Raw genomic sequence first — 16,166 nt, forward strand, 5'->3', positions numbered from 1 at the left:
CAAAATTGGGACGTATTCTCCGCTTATAAAGCCAGTTTAGGCTTTGTTTGGGCTTAAAATTTGTTTAAGTCCCGCTACTCATCAGTTGGGAATCAGTTTTTTCGATTATGTCCGTGACCGAATTTCTCAACTTCGAGTTATTCCCTCTCTATCTACTATTATTCGCGAAAAATCTTCTCTTCATCCCTTGGGCTTGTCTGGGCAACTAGAATAACTGCTCCCCCTATTTATTGAGCCGATACGGTGGGAAGATAATGAAAAAAGCTATGAAAAAGCTCAGAGATGAAATTAACGCGGTTCCTAACGTGGATATTTTAATTGAGTCAACAAGGGGCTTTGAGAAAGATATTGCTAAGTTGAGTAAAGATCAAAAAGCAGCAGTAATTCAAAAAATCAACGATTGCGCCAGCCTCTTCCCAACTCAAAAAGCTGATGTCTATCGTAAGCTGCGCCGTCTTCGCCTACCGTCAAATATTAATGGTTATGAATCTTCACTGTACACACTAACGGTTTCTTGAACAATAAAGGTAATTTGGGCAGTTGACGAAGCTCCAATTTTTTGGCAAGTTATTTTTACTATTTTTCGAGTAGTCAAACACGATGATCTCGATCGAGCATATCAGGGTGTAGCAGAGTCTTTATATCAAGATATGCTTCATCACAATCTAGAAGATGCCCAAATCTCCTAAGCTTATTTATGGCACAGACTATTACGCTCTGCGATGAATATGGCATTATTTACGAAGCCATAAAGATTGTGCCAAAAGATTGAGGAGGCTGAATGAAAACCGCGATCGCCCTACCAATTGACCAAATCAACAAATTCTGCCAACAGTGGCAAATCATCGAACTCTCCTTCTTTGGTTCGATCCTTCGTGACGACTTTCATCCAGACAGCGACATCGATATCCTAGTTGCTTTTGCCCCCACAGCCAACTGGGGTATACTCGATCGCGCCCAAATGCAGGAAGAACTCGAAGCAGTGCTAAGTAGACGAGTCGATCTAATCAGTAAACGGGCGATCGATCGCAGTTCCAACTGGATTCGCCGTCAAGAAATTCTCTCTACCGCTCAAACTATTTACGTCAAATAGCCGCGATCGCGCTTCCTTAATCGATCGCTCTTTTTATTTCAACAACTGCTTCTCCCGTTTTACCCGTTGCGCGATCGGGTATTAATAAGAATTCGTGCCGATCGACTGCTTAAACAGATCAGCGAAAAGTCCGTTAAAGTTATCTGTTTTCAGCCGAGATTAGGCAAGCAAAATCGTTAGCTTTGTTGGTAAGTGCCAGCGATCGCCGATCGGTATAACAAATCACTGCAACCGACCTTATGCTAAGTTATTTTTGGAATGAGAAGCGATCGCCCGCACCAACAAAAAAGGAGGATCTACAAAAATGGGTAAAGGCAGGTTAGAAGCATTCAGCGATGGTGTAATCGCCATTCTCATCACCATCATGGTGCTGGAATTGAAAGTGCCCCATGAAGCTGATTTAGCTGCGCTGCGTCCGCTAGTTCCAGTATTTCTGAGCTATGTACTCAGTTTTATTTATCTTGGTATTTACTGGAACAACCACCATCACTTGTTACAGGCGACTCGGCACGTCAATGGTAATGTTTTGTGGGCTAATTTGCATCTGCTGTTCTGGTTGTCACTCATTCCCTTTGTCACTGCCTGGACAGGCGAGAACCACTTCGCGGCCTGGCCAGTTGCGCTTTATGGCACAGTGCTATTGTTGGCTGCGATCGCTTACTTCATTCTTACTCGTGTTCTTATTTCTCACCACGGTAAAGATTCCACTCTGGCAATCGCACTTGGGCGAGACTTGAAGGGTAAAGTATCAGTGGTGATTTATACCGTAGCAATCCTGCTTTCCTTTGTCAACTCATGGTTGGCTTTCATGCTGTATGTTTTAGTTGCAATCATGTGGCTGATACCCGATCGGCGTATTGAGAAAACTCTGACTTCGTGAACAATGTTCCACAAAAAGCCATCGCCAGCCAGCTAACACTTCGCTTGAGGAATTAACAAATGACAATTCATCAAAACGGACTTTTTATTGAACCCGGTCAAGGTCGTTCTTACTACTTTGGTCAAGACCTCTATACCTTCAAAGCAGTTGGTGAAGAGACAGGGGAAGCCTATGCGCTTTGTGAGGTAATTGTTGCACCTGGTGGCGGTACGCCAACCCATCGGCACTACCGAGAAAATGAATCATTTTATGTTCAAGACGGAGAGATTGAATTCCAGCTTGACGATCGTACTTTCGTTGCGACGGCTGGAACCTTCCTTCATTCACCGAAAGGCCAGCTTCACCGATTTACTAATACCACCGCTACAGCCGCTAAAATTCTGGTTTGGGTCACTCCTGCTGGCTTTGAGAAATTTATTGCCGAAGTTGGAAAGGCAGTGAATGGTGAGATTAGCCTTGGAGCATCCTTGAGCCCTGAAGACCTTGACAAAATTCTTACTACTGCTCCCAAGTACGGTATCGAGATCGTACCTCCACCCTCTGAGGAGTGTGCCTAGATAGCAATCACTCTTGAAGTCATGGTAGAAATATTGGGACTAAAAATATTTTAAAGCAGTTTCTACGATTCTGAATTGTCTATTAATTCACTTTGTTGACTAGGATAAAAGCGATCGTCTCAAATCTCCGTCAAGTCGTAAAGACAACTGATATCGTTTCCGGTGGCATCGGTATTTTTCAAATGTCCAAACTGTCATTTGTCCCAAAATCATAATTTTAGTCAACACTCAACAATCATGAGGAGTGCAATCCGAATTGATATTACTTGACTTATATCTAGAGACTGGTTGTTTCAACAAAAGCTTCTATACCTTTAGGAATAGATAAACCCGCCCCGATCTAACGAGACAAAAATAAAGTTTTGAGTAAAAAGGCAGGGGTGGAAAGTACGAATGCAGATTGTAGGGTTTCCTTGCCTGTCATTCCCAAGTGCGATCGCCGAAGATAAGGGTATAGAAATTAAACGGTTGGTTTTCACCCGCCCTTACACAAAATGAACTCACAACTAGAACAACAAGTAACAATTCTACAAGACGAAACAGCAGCGGCCGGAAATTCAGCCAACCCAACAGTTGAAACTCCTTTATACGCCTCAGAATTTGCAACAGAGGAAAAAGTCAGAGTGGAAGAATTTAAGATTAGCGGCGACAGCCTAATTGGTAAAGTCAAAGAACTAATTCAGCAAGGAAAACTCCGCCGCCTCGTCATCAAAAACTCGCAAGGGCGGACTTTGGCAGACATTCCGCTGATGGCTGGATTGGTAGGCGGCGTTGCAGGATCAGTAGTCTTTCCAATTGCTGCTGTACTTGCTACAGTAGGGGCAGTTGTGGCTCATTTGACTGTAGCCATCGAGCGCAAAGAATAGTCATTAGTAATTAAAAATCTTCTCTTCAAGTCCGCGAAGGCGGACTTTGTTTGTTGATGAGCGATTTCAATCGCCGAATTGTCTGATTAGCGCAAATTATCCGGTACTCTGGCCGCAGGTTGGTCTAAATAATTGTAAACAATCCGCGAAATTCGACGGACAAAATCTCTCACTATCGGGTCATTGTAAGGGCGTTTGACAAAAATTGCCGCTAAATAACGCTTCCCATTCGGCATATCAATAATTCCAGCATCGCCAACTACAAAGCCGATATCTCCGGTTTTGTCAGCAATCACGGCTCCCGCCCCTAAACCCGAAGGAAGCAGCGTTCTAGTTGTTGTACGTCGCAGTAATTCTAAAGCCTGTTCTCGACTCGATTCAGAAACTAATTTATCGCGAGACAGCATCGCCAGCAACTTTACCATATCCACAGAACTTGTTGTATTTGTTCCTTGAAAATCGCCGAGCCAATTGCGAATTCTGGTATCAGTTAATCCCCAACTGCGAAAACGCTCATTGAGTTTAGCAATTCCCCCCAAACGTTCAATAATCATGTTGGTGGCTGTATTGTCGCTGATGGTAATCATTTTATCTACGGTTTCTCTGATGCTAAACCGAGTTCCATCAGGTTCATCTTGCATAGTTCCGGAGCCGCTGGCAACCAAGTCCGACTTCATAACTAATGTTTCGTCTAGGCTAACTTTGCCTGCGTCTACATCTTGATAAAAAGCAATCAGAATTGGTAATTTGATGGTACTCGCCGCCGGAAATACTCGATCGCCCTTGATATCCAAATAGTTTCCTGTATCTAAATCCAGAAAAAACATTCCGGCGCTCAGGGATCTATACTGTTCGATCGCACTTTCGATTTGAGGCTTGATGGCTGTCATTTCCGAGCCTGTTGACATCGCCAAATCAGTGGAATAGTTTCTCTGATTTGGCGGCGAAACAGTGGGAGTAACTTGACCGGCTGCTTGTTCTACGCTGGTAATAGCTGTTGGGCTCAAAGACTCGTTGCCCGCTATTTGCTCGGGATTTGGCAACTGAAACGACCAGCGAGTGGCCGATTCTCTAATGACTCGAACTTTTTGCGGGTCTAACTTATAACCGGGAGTTAATTGTATCACTAACCTGGTAGTTTCGGTGTCAAACTGCCCGACTCTAATTTGTTGAATAGCTGAGTTGTAGCTTTGAGGACTTTCGGGATACTCCAAGACTATTCCCGGTAAGTCAATTACTAAGCGCGTGGGATTGGCGATTAGTTTGACTTCCGGCTGAACTCCTGAATCCGTGGTTAAATTGAGTTGGTTTTCGCGGGCATCGAAGTGCCAAGATGTTAGTGTATCAGCTTTTGCAGGTAGGGCGATCGAGAAAAGACTAAGGGCGGCCGGCAATAGCCATCGCAGTTTTAGAGTCATGTTTAAAGAGAAAGAGTTTAACGGCTGCTGCGAGAAAGCGGCTGGAAAAACGTTATCAACCGCTTTCGAGACGAAGCACCTAGCATCATACAGTCAACTCTTGCCCGCAGCCGTATTTTTTTTATTTTCTTTGAGAGTATTCCGTTCCCGGGACTCATATCAAATCCGGTTCTATTACCCCTTTTTCTTCCTGTCTCGCCCAGGTCGACAAAACTTTGTACAGTCGTGGATTCTCTTGGCAGAATTCTTGTTGTGTAGGCCAAAATTTTATTCACCTGAGATGAATTCAATTTAGGCGACTTCCCGATTTCTAGCATCTTCAAGGGAGTCGATCGCGGCTTTGAGAAACACTTTTCCTTTAGCAACAAATCGGCGATCGCTCAAAGGATCGTAAGCTTCCCAATTACCGCTAACTTCGCGATCGCGCCACAAAAACCAGCAGCGGTAGATTTCCCCGCTATCTATATCATCGCACAAAGCCAGCCAATCGTCCCCCGTGAGAGCGCTGGCATCTAATGCTACCAATTCAACCCACGCAAGTGCAGTGCAGGCCTCGATGGCCTCAACATCAACGGAGTCAGATTTTGTAGCTATAGGTTGCGGTGAACACAGTGTAGACTTCATAATTTCTCCTTAATTAAATGAATGAATTTGCCTATTTATGGAACTGACCCGGTACGCGAAGTGGAAAAACTGTGTTTTGATAATTTTCTGGTTGGTCAAATTTACCAGCGGCTGATGCTTCTGTTAAATTATTAAGTGTATTAATTGTGAAAATGGCGGCGGTTCCCAAAGCGGCCATTGCCAGTCTGTGTAAGATTTTGTTCATTTGGCTGCTCCTTTTTTGCTTGGTGTATCTACTCTAAAAAGTTAAATGGTGATTAGCGGCGGAGATTGGGGAGTTAAGAAAAACTTTTTCTCCTCAAATATATTCAACTGTTGAAGCCGTTATCAGGACAGAGTTTGAGGAGTCGATCGCCCCAAAAACCTCTCCAAGTAAAATCCCTTAAATTCCGGCTGGCTGATTATCTTCCTTAAAATCGCCCAAAATAGGAACTTAAGGCGTTAAAATTTCTAGATTCGTTCCCCTTTCACTGCAAGCGAAGTGCTCAAGTCAAAACGCGATCGCGGTCGCATTCTCACTGCCTCTGGCTTAAAGAAACTTAACGAGGCGCTCCAAGAATGGTCTGACCGACATAACATTAGAGGTACTCTGACGGAAATCGAGGCTGAATCTGGCGTTGGTGCCGATACAGTCAGCAAAATTAAGCAGGGTAGAGAAGGTGCGGATTTGAGTAAAATTCGACAGTTGTTCGCGGCTTTTGAAATGACTCTGGCTGCTAGCGACCATCGATCGGCTAAACTTGAGGAACCGGAAAATTTAGACGAGCTGGACAATTCGCCCGCGGGGGAAACAGCCAGCAGCAGCAGAATTGTTAAAGTATTTGTCAGTTATCGCAGCGCCGAGCCCGATCGCGAGTTAGGAAAACAGTTAGAAACGGCCTTAAGCGCGATCGGTCATACAGTTTTCACAGCAGAAAATAACATTAGATTGGGAGACAATTGGTTCGATCGCATTAATTTATTCCTCCAAGAATGCGATTATTTGCTCCTGCTATTGCCGCCAACGGGAAACCAAAGCGAACTGCTAACATATCAAGTTCAGCAAGCAAAAGAACTGCAAGACTCCCGCCCTGACAAGAAACCAATAATTCTCCCCATCCGCGTCGGTTTTCCGCTGGACGCGCCTCTCAATCACGATTTGCGTGGCTATCTGTACCGGATCGAGCAAAGAGAATGGTGCTCGGCAGCCGACACTCCCATTTTGATCGAAGAAGTTCTGGAGTTGCTAGCAGAAACTCCCCCACCGATCAAAGAAGAACCGGAAGATTTAATGCCAAACCAGGTATTAGAAATTAGCAGCGACGAAATACCTCTACCCGCTGCCGAACCAGAATTACCGGGAGGGCAAGTCGATGTCGCTTCTCAATTTTATGTAGAACGCCCGCCCATCGAAGAACGCTGCTATCAAACTATTGTGCAGCCCAGCGCCTTAATTAGAATCAAAGCGCCGAGACAAATGGGCAAAACTTCCTTGATGGCCCGAATTTTGCATCACGGAGCCCGTCAAGGTTATTGCACCGTGCCGCTAACTTTTCAGTTAGTAGATAAAGCTGTGTTTGCCAACTTAGATAAATTCTTAAAGTGGTTTTGCGCTTACGTGGGCCGCGAGTTGCACTTACCAAATCAATTAGACGATTATTGGGACGAGATTTTTGGCAGCAAGGTCAATTGCAAAGATTACTTTGAAAAATACATTTTGCCGCAAATCGACAGTCCTTTAATTTTAGGATTAGACGAGATCGATCGCGTTTTCCAATATCCCGACATTGCCGAAGACTTTTTAGGACTGCTGCGGGCGTGGCACGAAGAATCAAAGCGGCGGGACATATGGAAAAAACTGCGATTAATTGTAGTTCACTCCACCGAAGTTTACATCCCGATGAACATCAATCAATCGCCTTTCAATGTCGGACTTCCAGTAGATTTGCCAGAATTCAACTCTCAGCAAATACAAGATTTAGCCGCGCGCCACAATTTGAATTGGTCGGATGCAGAAGTTGAAAACTTGATGGCAATTGTCGGCGGTCATCCGTATTTAGTGCGAGTTGCATTATATCACGTTTCGCGCTCGGATTTGACACTCAATGAATTAAAAGAAACTGCAATCGCAGATGCGGGAATTTACAGCGACCATTTGCGCCGGCAGTTGTGGAATTTGGAAGAATATCCTGAGTTAGCGGAGGGGATGAGAGAGATTGTGGGGGCGGACTCTCCGGTGCCATTAAAGGCGATGCAGGCGTTTAAATTAGACAGTTTGGGGTTGGTTAAGTTGCAGGGGAACGAGTGCGTGCCGAGGTGCGAACTGTACCGGCAATATTTTAGATCGCACTTGAGCGCGATTGTGTAAAATTTTGTGCGTAAGTGCGGTAAGTAATAATCAGGTGAATGATACCCATGAACGATATTTTTTTGATAACTTCCGATAATTGGCTAGATTGGATAACCGTGTTTGGTTATCTAGCCTTTACAGCTTTCATTGCATGGCGCGTGTTCACCACAAAGTAGATATATCATCAACTTACAGTCTTCTTCTTCTGTCTTGCTTCGCCTCCTACCCTACCCTTCGGGAACCCCTGCGGGCAACTGGAACGGCTTCGCCTAACGCGCCTTCGCGGTTTGTTAAATAAATATTAAAAAATGTAGATATTCAATAGTCCGGACAGTTTTCAATCACTAACGGCAGAATGCGGGTTTCAGCCTTCTCAGTGAGGTCAAATGCTAACGGTAGAATGAGGGTTTCAGCCTCGGTCTCAAAAACTGTCCGGAGTATTGATATGAAGACTAGGGTAAAACCCTAACTAAATTCACTACGTCAGACTGTAGTTAGATAGAATCCTCTCATAAATTTCATAATTCTCTCGATCGAAGCAGCAAAAAATTACTCTTTGAGAACCACCATTCTTTTGTATTTGTTCTGAGCATATCTTCACTGCAATCTCACCTGCTAGAGCTTTAGGATATTTGTAGATCCCAGTGCTAATGCAAGGAAATGCCAAACTCTCTAACTCTCGATCTGCGACGATTTGCATACAGTTACGGTAACACTCCGCCAGGAGTTCAGGTTCTCCATGATTACCTCCCCGCCATACTGGCCCTACTGTGTGGATGATGAACCGTGCAGGCAAGCGATATCCTTTAGTTAGCTTAGCATTCCCAATCTTACATCCTCCAAGCAATCGGCACTCATGAACAAGTTCTGAACCTGCTGCTTTGTGTATTGCTCCATCTACTCCGCCACCCCCAAGTAAACTGGTATTTGCAGCATTCACGATTGCATCAACTTTCAGTTTTGTGATGTCGCCCAAAATAAATTTCATAGTTTTTGGAATAGTAAACTATAGGCAAGTTTACCAAAGAAACTCGTTATCTAGTCTTGCTCTCTCAACTTTCGCAAAATTGGAATTTGTTCCAACTGTTCCGGCCGTATACTATCCCAGATTAAGCCGATTGGACGCAGATAAGTTGTATTAGTTTCAATTACCTCCTCAGCAGTAACAATCCAATTCAGCGCCCAATCGTGAGCTTGCATTGGTAAACGCGAATCTGCGACTATTTGCAAAGGATGCACTGTTGTTACAATTGGCGTATCGATTGGTACTAACCCGAATTCCTTCAACATAGCCAATTCCAAATCCGCAAATCCTGCACCTTTCCCGGTTCTTCCGCCGTTGGGCCCTGCTGCTACGCAGCCGACTATTACTAAATCAATTGGCTCCATTTCTGCAAAACTTACCAATTTTCCGCAAGCGAGTGCTTGGCGGGCGATCGCACTTTCGGCAATAGATATATTTTGCCGCTGCAAATCCTCAGCAGTTAACTCTACAAAACAGCGATCGTCTGTCAAGCGCGGTACTGCCATATACAGGCGTTTTCCATCTTGCAAAGCTCCCATCCGCACCGGAATTTGTGGCGAATCTGGATTGCACTTAATCGTTTTTGCTTGTTGCCATATTGGTAAAGCTGCCAATCTTTCGGCAGCCACCTGTGCTCCGACAAAGTTTGGAATATGACCAAACGGATCGCCAATAGATGCGGCTTGCTGCTTCAGCCCAGACCAAATTTCAGCTCTTAACTTGTCTTTGTCGTCGTTATATCCTGTCCAATCATTTTTCATACTGTATTGTGTTACAATTTATCATACAGAATTATGCTTTAATACCGCCTCACTTCTTCAGTCCGGGAAGGCAGATTTTGTTTGACTCTTTAGCGGTTTCAACCGCCGAATAACTGTATTGTGCTACAATTTATCATACAGAATTATGGTTTAATACTGCCTCAATTATTCAGTCCGCGAAGGCGGACTTTGTTTGTGTAGTAGCGGTTTCAACCGCCGAATAACTTATATGAATTTTACTACAAAACCCAGTTACTATCAAGTCGGTGGCAGTCTCACCAATAACGCTCCCAATTATGTGAAGCGGCAAGCCGACGACGATTTATATAACGGATTGAAAGCCGGAGAATTTTGCTATGTTTTGAATTCCCGGCAAATGGGAAAATCTAGCTTGCAGGTGCGGACAATTCAGCGGCTGAGAAATGAAGGAATTGCTTGTGCGGCGATCGACATTTCGGAAATTGGCAACCGCGGCGTCACTCCCGAACAGTGGTATGCTGGTTTGCTACGCATTCTCGAAAATAACTTTAACCTGTCGGATATTGTCAACGTGCGGACTTGGTGGCGCGATCGCAATTTTTTAACCCCTGTTCAAAGATTGAGCGAATTCATCGAAACCGTACTGTTACCCAACATTTCCAGCAACATTGTCATTTTTATTGACGAAATCGACAGCATTCTCGCCCTAGATTTTCCCGCCGACGATTTTTTAGCCTTAATTCGATCGTGCTACAACAAGCGCGCCAACAATTCAGAGTTCGATCGCCTAACTTGGGCCCTCTTAGGCGTAGCATCGCCGACGGATTTGTGCCGCGAGCAAAATGCCAGCAGCAATACCCCTTTTAATATTGGCAAGGCGATCGAATTAACTGGTTTTGACGAAACAGAAGCTCAACCGCTAGCAGCGGGGTTAGCCGAGCTTACAGACAGCCCTAATCAAGTTTTGAGAGAGGTTTTGTATTGGACGGGCGGGCAGCCTTTTTTGACTCAAAAGCTGTGCAAACTATTGTTGGAAAATCCACAATTAATCCCGAATTTACCCCCCCCAGCCCCCCCTTGCCAAGGGGGGGAGAAAGATGCAGCCACCCGTGACCAACGGGGGGAGGAAGATGCAGCCACCAGTTGCCAAGAGGAGGAGAAAGATAAAATTAACACTTCTAAAGAGTGGGTTGAGAAGGTAGTGCGCTTGAAAATCGTGGAGAATTGGGAAACTCAGGATGTCCCAGAACATTTGTCCACAATTCGCGATCGGCTTTTCAAAGAAAACCAGCGGATTGTGAGGAGACTCGGATTGTATCAGCAAATTTTAGAACAAACTGAAATTATCCCCGATGGCAGTGCCGAACAAATGGAGTTGCGATTAAGCGGATTAATCGTTAAGCGCGGGGAAAAATTAACAATTTCTAATCCTATTTATCAAGCTGTATTTAACAAAGAATTAATTGAAGAAAAATTAGAAAAACTCTCGCCTTACTCGGAAGCGATCAAACTATGGCTAAATTCTAGCTGTGAAGATGATTCCCAACTGTTGCGAGGGGATGATTTGCAGTCAGCATTAGTTTGGGCGGCAGGAAAAAGTTTGAGAAACGAAGATTTTCAGTTTTTGACTGCCAGCCAGAAAGTTATTTTGAGCGACCAAAATCAACTGCTGCATTTAGCTACACTAGAAACCAAAAAAGCTGTGTGCGATGCCGAAAAAGCTTGGAGTGAAGCTGACTCTGCCAAACAAAAAGCCAAACAGTGGATCGGCATCGGTTCTGCGGTACTGGCAGCATCGTTAGTGGCGGCGATCGGCTTTTCAACTCTCGCTTACCAGCGGTTTAAACTAGCACAAGCAAGTATTGAAATAGAACAAAATGGCAGCGATGCTTTATTGTTGGCGGTATCTCAAAAAACCGAAAGCACAGAAGCTTTATCAGAAGCTTTACTGAGGGCGATCGCCTCGGGGAAAAAGTTAAAAACTTTGGTTAAAAATCAACCGCGTCTAGAACAATATCCGGCTACTATACCGCTGCTAGCCTTACAAGTAATCCTCGATAAGATTAGCGAAAAAGAGCAAATAAAACCCTCATCACTTCCACCACAAATAAAGATGAAGTGGCAAGCTCATATCGGTGCAGTTACCAGCGTCAATTTTAGCCCCACTCACCAAGTTTTAGTAAGCGCCGGAATAGACGATAGTGTTCGGATTTGGAACTTTTCCGGGCAAAAAATTGTTGAATGGAAAGCTGGGCAGCAGTCAGTTAATATGGTAAACTTTAGCCCTAACGGTAAATTTTTAGCAACCGCAGGAAGGGACAGCACAGTTAAAATATGGAATTTATCAGGAAAAAATATTTCTACATTCAAAGGGATTCAAGGCTCAGTTACTAGCATCAGTTTTAGTCCCGACGGACTGTTGTTGGCTGCTGCTGGAATAGACAGCAATGCTGCAATTTGGAAATTGTCAAAACTGCCAAAATCCATATCGTCTAGCGTCGTGAAACTCCCAGGTCACAACGGCTTAGTGAGAAGCGTAAATTTTAGCCCAAACGGAGATTTTATAACGACTTTAGATGGCAACTCTACAGTGCGAATTTGGAATTTGTCAGGAAAACTGAAAAAAACACTTCCCCTTCAGGCAATTGGGCTCAGTTTCACTGCGGCTCCACACCAGTATCGCTTTGCTACAGTAACATTGAATGGCAAAGTGGGCCTGTGGAATTTGTCAGAAAAAGAATTAGTTAAGGAATTTCAAACTTTGCATTTAGATGCGAAATCAATTAGTTTTAGTCCCGACGGAGAACGGCTGGCTACAGTGGGAATTGACAAGACTGTACGGCTGTGGAATTTAGCGGGGCGGCAGGTTGCTCAATTTGAGTTTGAGGAGAATGTTGTTAGTGTCAGTTGGAGTCGAGACGGAAAGCAAATTGCTGTAGCTGGAAGCAACGGCACTGTCTGGCTGAGGCAGGTTGAAGGGTTAGAAGAATTGCTGAAGCAAAGCTGCAATTTTTTCACCACTCAACCGAAGTATTTTACAAGAGTTTCAACTCTCTGCAAGTAGGACATGGCAATGCCATGTCCTACCCGTAGCTAATGAGTTATTACTATCAATTTACTTTAACAGGCGAAACACTTACATTAGGATTTGTAACTCTTTTTAAGAGTTCTTGTCGGGCTTGTTCTGGATTTTGGCCTTTGGGTACTTGATATAATAATCTACAGGAACCGTCTTGAGGATTAGCTGCACAAATAATTAGTTGACCGGTGGACGATGCACCTGCTGTGACAACATTCTCCCAGCTTCCTTGGGGTTGCGAGTTGTTGAGAATTCCTGAGACTCTGGTGCACCGAGTAATCGCATCTTCTCCTGATTCATTGAAATAGTTATCAGCTAGCCACAAAATAACGGGAATGTTTTTGCCTTGTTGAACAGCAATTGTAGCTGGGCGGCCGCCAGCAGCGCCGCAGAAGAATGAAGGCGTTTGGGCCAAGGCTGGACTGTTTGCTAAAATCTGAGCAGCAAGGGCAATAATTGACGCGCTAAAAGCTGACTTTAAGAGCCGAAATTTCATGAGCAGTAGTAAGCTTTTTCATTTAAGGTTACTAATAGTCTAAAAAGTTAAGCTGTTTGTTGCCGGGAAGATTAGGCATTTAGAGAAAAAAATAAAATTTATTCTGCAAATTTTGCTGATCGCACACACTGGCCTCATCTAAGCCAAAACTCCGGGAAAAAAGCTCGGTGACAAACACCAAAGGCAGAAAATAGATGCAGCCCTAGGGGGCGCAGGCGCCAAGGTGTAGGGTAAAGGAGTGGTTTTTCAGCGTTTTTTGCTGAGCCTCGCGGTTCCTGATGCCGTCCCACCTAAAGTGAAACCTGTGTTAATATCGAAAAAAATATTCTCTTTAATAATCAACAATGGGCAATGTTCTGGTGCTGAACGCCTCCTACGAACCCCTTAACATCACCAATTGGCGAAGGGCGGTAGTTTTGTTGCTGAAAGGAAAAGCAGAACAGGTAGAACACAACGGGAAATTTATTGCGCCAAACTTCCCGCTACCAACTGTGATCCGACTGCGGCATTATGTCCGAGTTCCCTATAAGGATATTCCGCTGACCCGCCGGAACATCTTGCACCGGGATGCACACTCTTGTCAATACTGTAGTTATACGGGGGACGATTTAACCCTCGATCATGTAATTCCCCGATCGCGCGGAGGAGGCGACAGTTGGGAAAACCTCGTCACCGCCTGCGTGCGCTGCAATGTCAATAAAGGCAGTCGCACGCCGAAAGAAGCGGGAATGTCGCTGCGCTATCCGCCGAGGAAACCTCACAGCGGTCTTTATTTTGAAGTCACTAAACACGTTAAGAGCGGCATGCACAAAGAATGGCAAAAATATGTAATAGGCCTTTAAAACCCCTGTCAGCGCAAGCGCGGGGGTTTTTTGCGGGAGTTATTAGTTCTGAGATTGCTTCGTTCCTGGCAACACACACTCTCTGCATGAATTAAAAAATTAAAGAGAGAATTTACGCTCTTAAATCAGGTTTGTCGTAAAAAGTATGGGCTTTGAGAAACAGGCATCTACAAAGAAACCGGGTTTAAGATCGAATGTCGCGCAAATCCTGAAATAGTTAAATTGTTAATTTTTAACGATGAAAGACCATTCCCCTAACAATTCCGATGAAACTTCCGGCAACCGCGAAGTTGAGTTTGATTCCAGCAGCGAGGTTGTAGCCGAAGTGAGTGCGCCTGGGAAACGGCGCAGCAAAGCCGAAGTTGCTTCCCAAGAGAATCGCGGCCGTCTCCGCGAGGAATTGCACGATCGCAAAGTCGAGCAATTGCGCCAAATGTTCGATCGGCACAAAGGCACTCGCCAGTTAATATTGCTGCAAGATTTTCCCGACCCCGACGCACTTTCAAGCGCTTGGACTTACAAATTAATCGCCGAACAGTACGATATCCAATGCGAGATTATCTACGCCGGCGCCCTCAGCCACCAAGAAAATATTGCCTTAGTTAAATTGACAGGGTTGCCGTTGCAGCGCTGGACGGTGGAAACACTAAAAACTAAGGATTTGTCGGTGTTTCAGGGCTGCGCTTTCATTGACAATCAAGGGACGACTTGTAACTTAACCGAGTATATTTTAGCGGCTGGAGTTCCGATCGTCTCCGTGATCGACCACCACAATTTGCAGGGGGAAATGAAGGCAGAATTTACCGATTTGCGCCCTCAAATCCGCGCTACAGCCACGATTTTTGCCGAGTATTTACAGGCTGGACTCCTAACTCTCGACGCCAGCGTCAGTCTGCACATCAAGTGCGCTACAGCTTTGATGCACGGTTTGCGATCGGATACGATCGCCCTCAGACAAGCTCAGGAGGAGGACTTTCTAGCTGCGGCTTATTTGAGTCGGTTTTACGACCCGCAGTTGCTGAATGCGGTGTTGCAGTCGTCTCGTTCTAAGTGGGTGATGGACGCGATCGAGCGATCGCTCAAACACCGCACCGTCCAGAACAATTTTTCGATCGCCGGCATCGGCTACCTCCGCTATGACGATCGGGATTCTATTCCCCAAGCGGCGGACTTTTTAGTAACAGAAGAGAACGTACATACAGCCGTTGTTTACGCAATTGTTCACGACAAGGACGAAGAAATTGAAGTAGTAATTGGCTCGCTGCGAACTAATAAACTTACTCTCGATCCCGACGAATTCATTAAAGAAGCCTTCGGTCAAGATGCTCAAGGACGCTTTTTTGGGGGTGGTAGAAGTCAAGCTGGAGGTTTTGAAATTCCGGTGGGATTTCTTTCGGGCGGGAATGAGAACAGCGATTATGCAAGGCTAAAATGGGAAGTATTCGATGAGCAGATCAAGCAAAAGTTGCTGCATTTAATTAGTCCTAAAGACAATCCTGTTTACGATCATTAACTCTGGAGTTTCTAGGTGCGGTCTTGATTCCAGCAACAGCCTTGGAAGGCGATGCGGGGTTCAACCTCCGGTTGCTACGAGGTTTGGTTTCGTTTTTTTCTTGTTCCTGGAAAAAGCTCAAATTGACAATCAGTCATCGACGCACTTCAACTCTCATTAACCGGCTTTTTTAATTCTTATGGAGGGTTTCAACGAAATAAGAGGGTTAAAAAACCGCTTAATTATTGCATAAATAACAATAATCAATTTTCTCCTTTTCTAAAATTACACACCAAAGAAACCGTTTGTTTAACTATTTTTAACAGAGACAACGAAGTATTAGTGGTGTAAAAAAAACGGTGTGTGGGCAAACTTAGTTTTACAGCAGTTTCCAGGTTTATGGAGTACGGTTGCAAGGGTTTGTCAACCATTTTGGTAAGTGCTTGGGATTAAGGTGTACTTTAGGGCTTGCTGAAAAAGTAAGAAAACAGCATTTAGAAAGATGAATGAACTCGCGAGTCCCTTGATAATATAAGCTTTGTCTTCGATACTTTGTCCCAAGCATAATCTTTATTAATCATCACAGGTGGAAAACAGGAAAAAAAGTGTATATTCTGAAATAGACATAAAAAAAGCCAAAAAGCCTGGCGTAAGTAGTTAAGCAAAATTAATTACATAATTATCTCCAAATTCTTTAAGAATTCTTTCGACAGATGAAACAAGAGA

At 44.5% G+C, this 16,166-nt stretch carries 15 protein-coding genes; 9 read left to right on the forward strand and 6 right to left on the reverse strand.

The genetic code is table 11. The features are described from left to right. Positions 1-254 precede the first annotated feature (254 nt). The 5 genes from QUA04_RS24720 (at position 255) to QUA04_RS24740 (ending at position 3,396) form a co-directional block, all read left to right on the forward strand. Complete coding sequence (locus tag QUA04_RS24720; RefSeq protein ID WP_333262046.1) at positions 255-518, forward strand: hypothetical protein; 264 nt, start codon at positions 255-257, stop codon at positions 516-518. Between the two features lie 263 nt (positions 519-781). Next, positions 782-1,093, forward strand: a complete 312-nt coding sequence (locus QUA04_RS24725) for a nucleotidyltransferase family protein (RefSeq protein ID WP_333262049.1) — start codon at positions 782-784, stop codon at positions 1,091-1,093. A 304-nt stretch (positions 1,094-1,397) separates the two neighbouring features. Further along, positions 1,398-1,973, forward strand: a complete 576-nt coding sequence (locus QUA04_RS24730; protein ID WP_333262051.1) for a TMEM175 family protein — start codon at positions 1,398-1,400, stop codon at positions 1,971-1,973. A gap of 59 nt (positions 1,974-2,032) precedes the next feature. Beyond that, positions 2,033-2,530 (forward strand): cupin domain-containing protein, encoded by a 498-nt coding sequence (locus tag QUA04_RS24735; protein WP_333262054.1) that lies wholly within the window; start codon positions 2,033-2,035, stop codon positions 2,528-2,530. Between the two features lie 494 nt (positions 2,531-3,024). Then, positions 3,025-3,396, forward strand: coding sequence for a DUF4342 domain-containing protein (locus QUA04_RS24740; RefSeq protein WP_333262057.1), 372 nt, complete (start codon positions 3,025-3,027; stop codon positions 3,394-3,396). 86 nt (positions 3,397-3,482) lie between these two features. Here the strand turns inward: QUA04_RS24740 and QUA04_RS24745 are convergent, their stop codons facing one another. The 3 genes from QUA04_RS24745 to QUA04_RS24755 form a co-directional block, all read right to left on the reverse strand. Next, on the reverse strand, positions 3,483-4,814 hold the full coding sequence (locus QUA04_RS24745; protein WP_333262059.1) for a serine hydrolase: 1,332 nt from the start codon (positions 4,812-4,814) through the stop codon (positions 3,483-3,485). A gap of 291 nt (positions 4,815-5,105) precedes the next feature. Next, the gene (locus QUA04_RS24750) at positions 5,106-5,438 is read right to left on the reverse strand and encodes a hypothetical protein (RefSeq protein WP_333262062.1); all 333 of its coding nucleotides are present in this window, start codon (positions 5,436-5,438) and stop codon (positions 5,106-5,108) included. Positions 5,439-5,469: 31 nt separating this feature from the next. Continuing rightward, the gene (locus QUA04_RS24755) at positions 5,470-5,643 is read right to left on the reverse strand and encodes a hypothetical protein (protein WP_333262066.1); all 174 of its coding nucleotides are present in this window, start codon (positions 5,641-5,643) and stop codon (positions 5,470-5,472) included. Positions 5,644-5,919: 276 nt separating this feature from the next. On the opposite strand from QUA04_RS24755, the gene QUA04_RS24760 reads away from it, so the two are divergent. Continuing rightward, positions 5,920-7,785 carry an AAA-like domain-containing protein gene (locus QUA04_RS24760; protein WP_333262068.1) on the forward strand — a complete coding sequence of 622 codons (1,866 nt, stop codon included), beginning with the start codon at positions 5,920-5,922 and terminating at the stop codon, positions 7,783-7,785. 460 nt (positions 7,786-8,245) lie between these two features. Here QUA04_RS24760 and QUA04_RS24765 read toward each other — a convergent pair whose 3' ends face one another. Next, on the reverse strand, positions 8,246-8,755 hold the full coding sequence (locus QUA04_RS24765) for an O-acetyl-ADP-ribose deacetylase (RefSeq protein ID WP_333262072.1): 510 nt from the start codon (positions 8,753-8,755) through the stop codon (positions 8,246-8,248). Positions 8,756-8,805: 50 nt separating this feature from the next. Beyond that, positions 8,806-9,552: a 5-formyltetrahydrofolate cyclo-ligase gene (locus tag QUA04_RS24770; protein WP_333262075.1), complete on the reverse strand. Its 747-nt coding sequence runs from the start codon at positions 9,550-9,552 to the stop codon at positions 8,806-8,808. Between the two features lie 229 nt (positions 9,553-9,781). Here QUA04_RS24770 and QUA04_RS24775 point away from each other — a divergent pair, with 229 nt between their 5' ends. Continuing rightward, positions 9,782-12,595 (forward strand): AAA-like domain-containing protein, encoded by a 2,814-nt coding sequence (locus tag QUA04_RS24775; RefSeq protein WP_333262078.1) that lies wholly within the window; start codon positions 9,782-9,784, stop codon positions 12,593-12,595. Between the two features lie 46 nt (positions 12,596-12,641). On the opposite strand, the gene QUA04_RS24780 is transcribed toward QUA04_RS24775, so the two are convergent. After that, complete coding sequence (locus tag QUA04_RS24780) at positions 12,642-13,106, reverse strand: COP23 domain-containing protein (RefSeq protein ID WP_333262081.1); 465 nt, start codon at positions 13,104-13,106, stop codon at positions 12,642-12,644. A gap of 344 nt (positions 13,107-13,450) precedes the next feature. Between QUA04_RS24780 and QUA04_RS24785 the strand changes: the two genes are divergently transcribed. Next, entirely contained in the window at positions 13,451-13,948 is a 498-nt protein-coding gene (locus QUA04_RS24785) for an HNH endonuclease (RefSeq protein WP_006633674.1), read from the forward strand. Between the two features lie 238 nt (positions 13,949-14,186). Further along, complete coding sequence (locus QUA04_RS24790; protein WP_333262084.1) at positions 14,187-15,461, forward strand: bifunctional oligoribonuclease/PAP phosphatase NrnA; 1,275 nt, start codon at positions 14,187-14,189, stop codon at positions 15,459-15,461. The last annotated feature ends 705 nt before the right edge of the window (positions 15,462-16,166 follow it).

Origin of the sequence: Microcoleus sp. S13_C5 (genome assembly GCF_036700845.1) — a bacterium.
Classification (GTDB): domain Bacteria; phylum Cyanobacteriota; class Cyanobacteriia; order Cyanobacteriales; family Microcoleaceae; genus Microcoleus.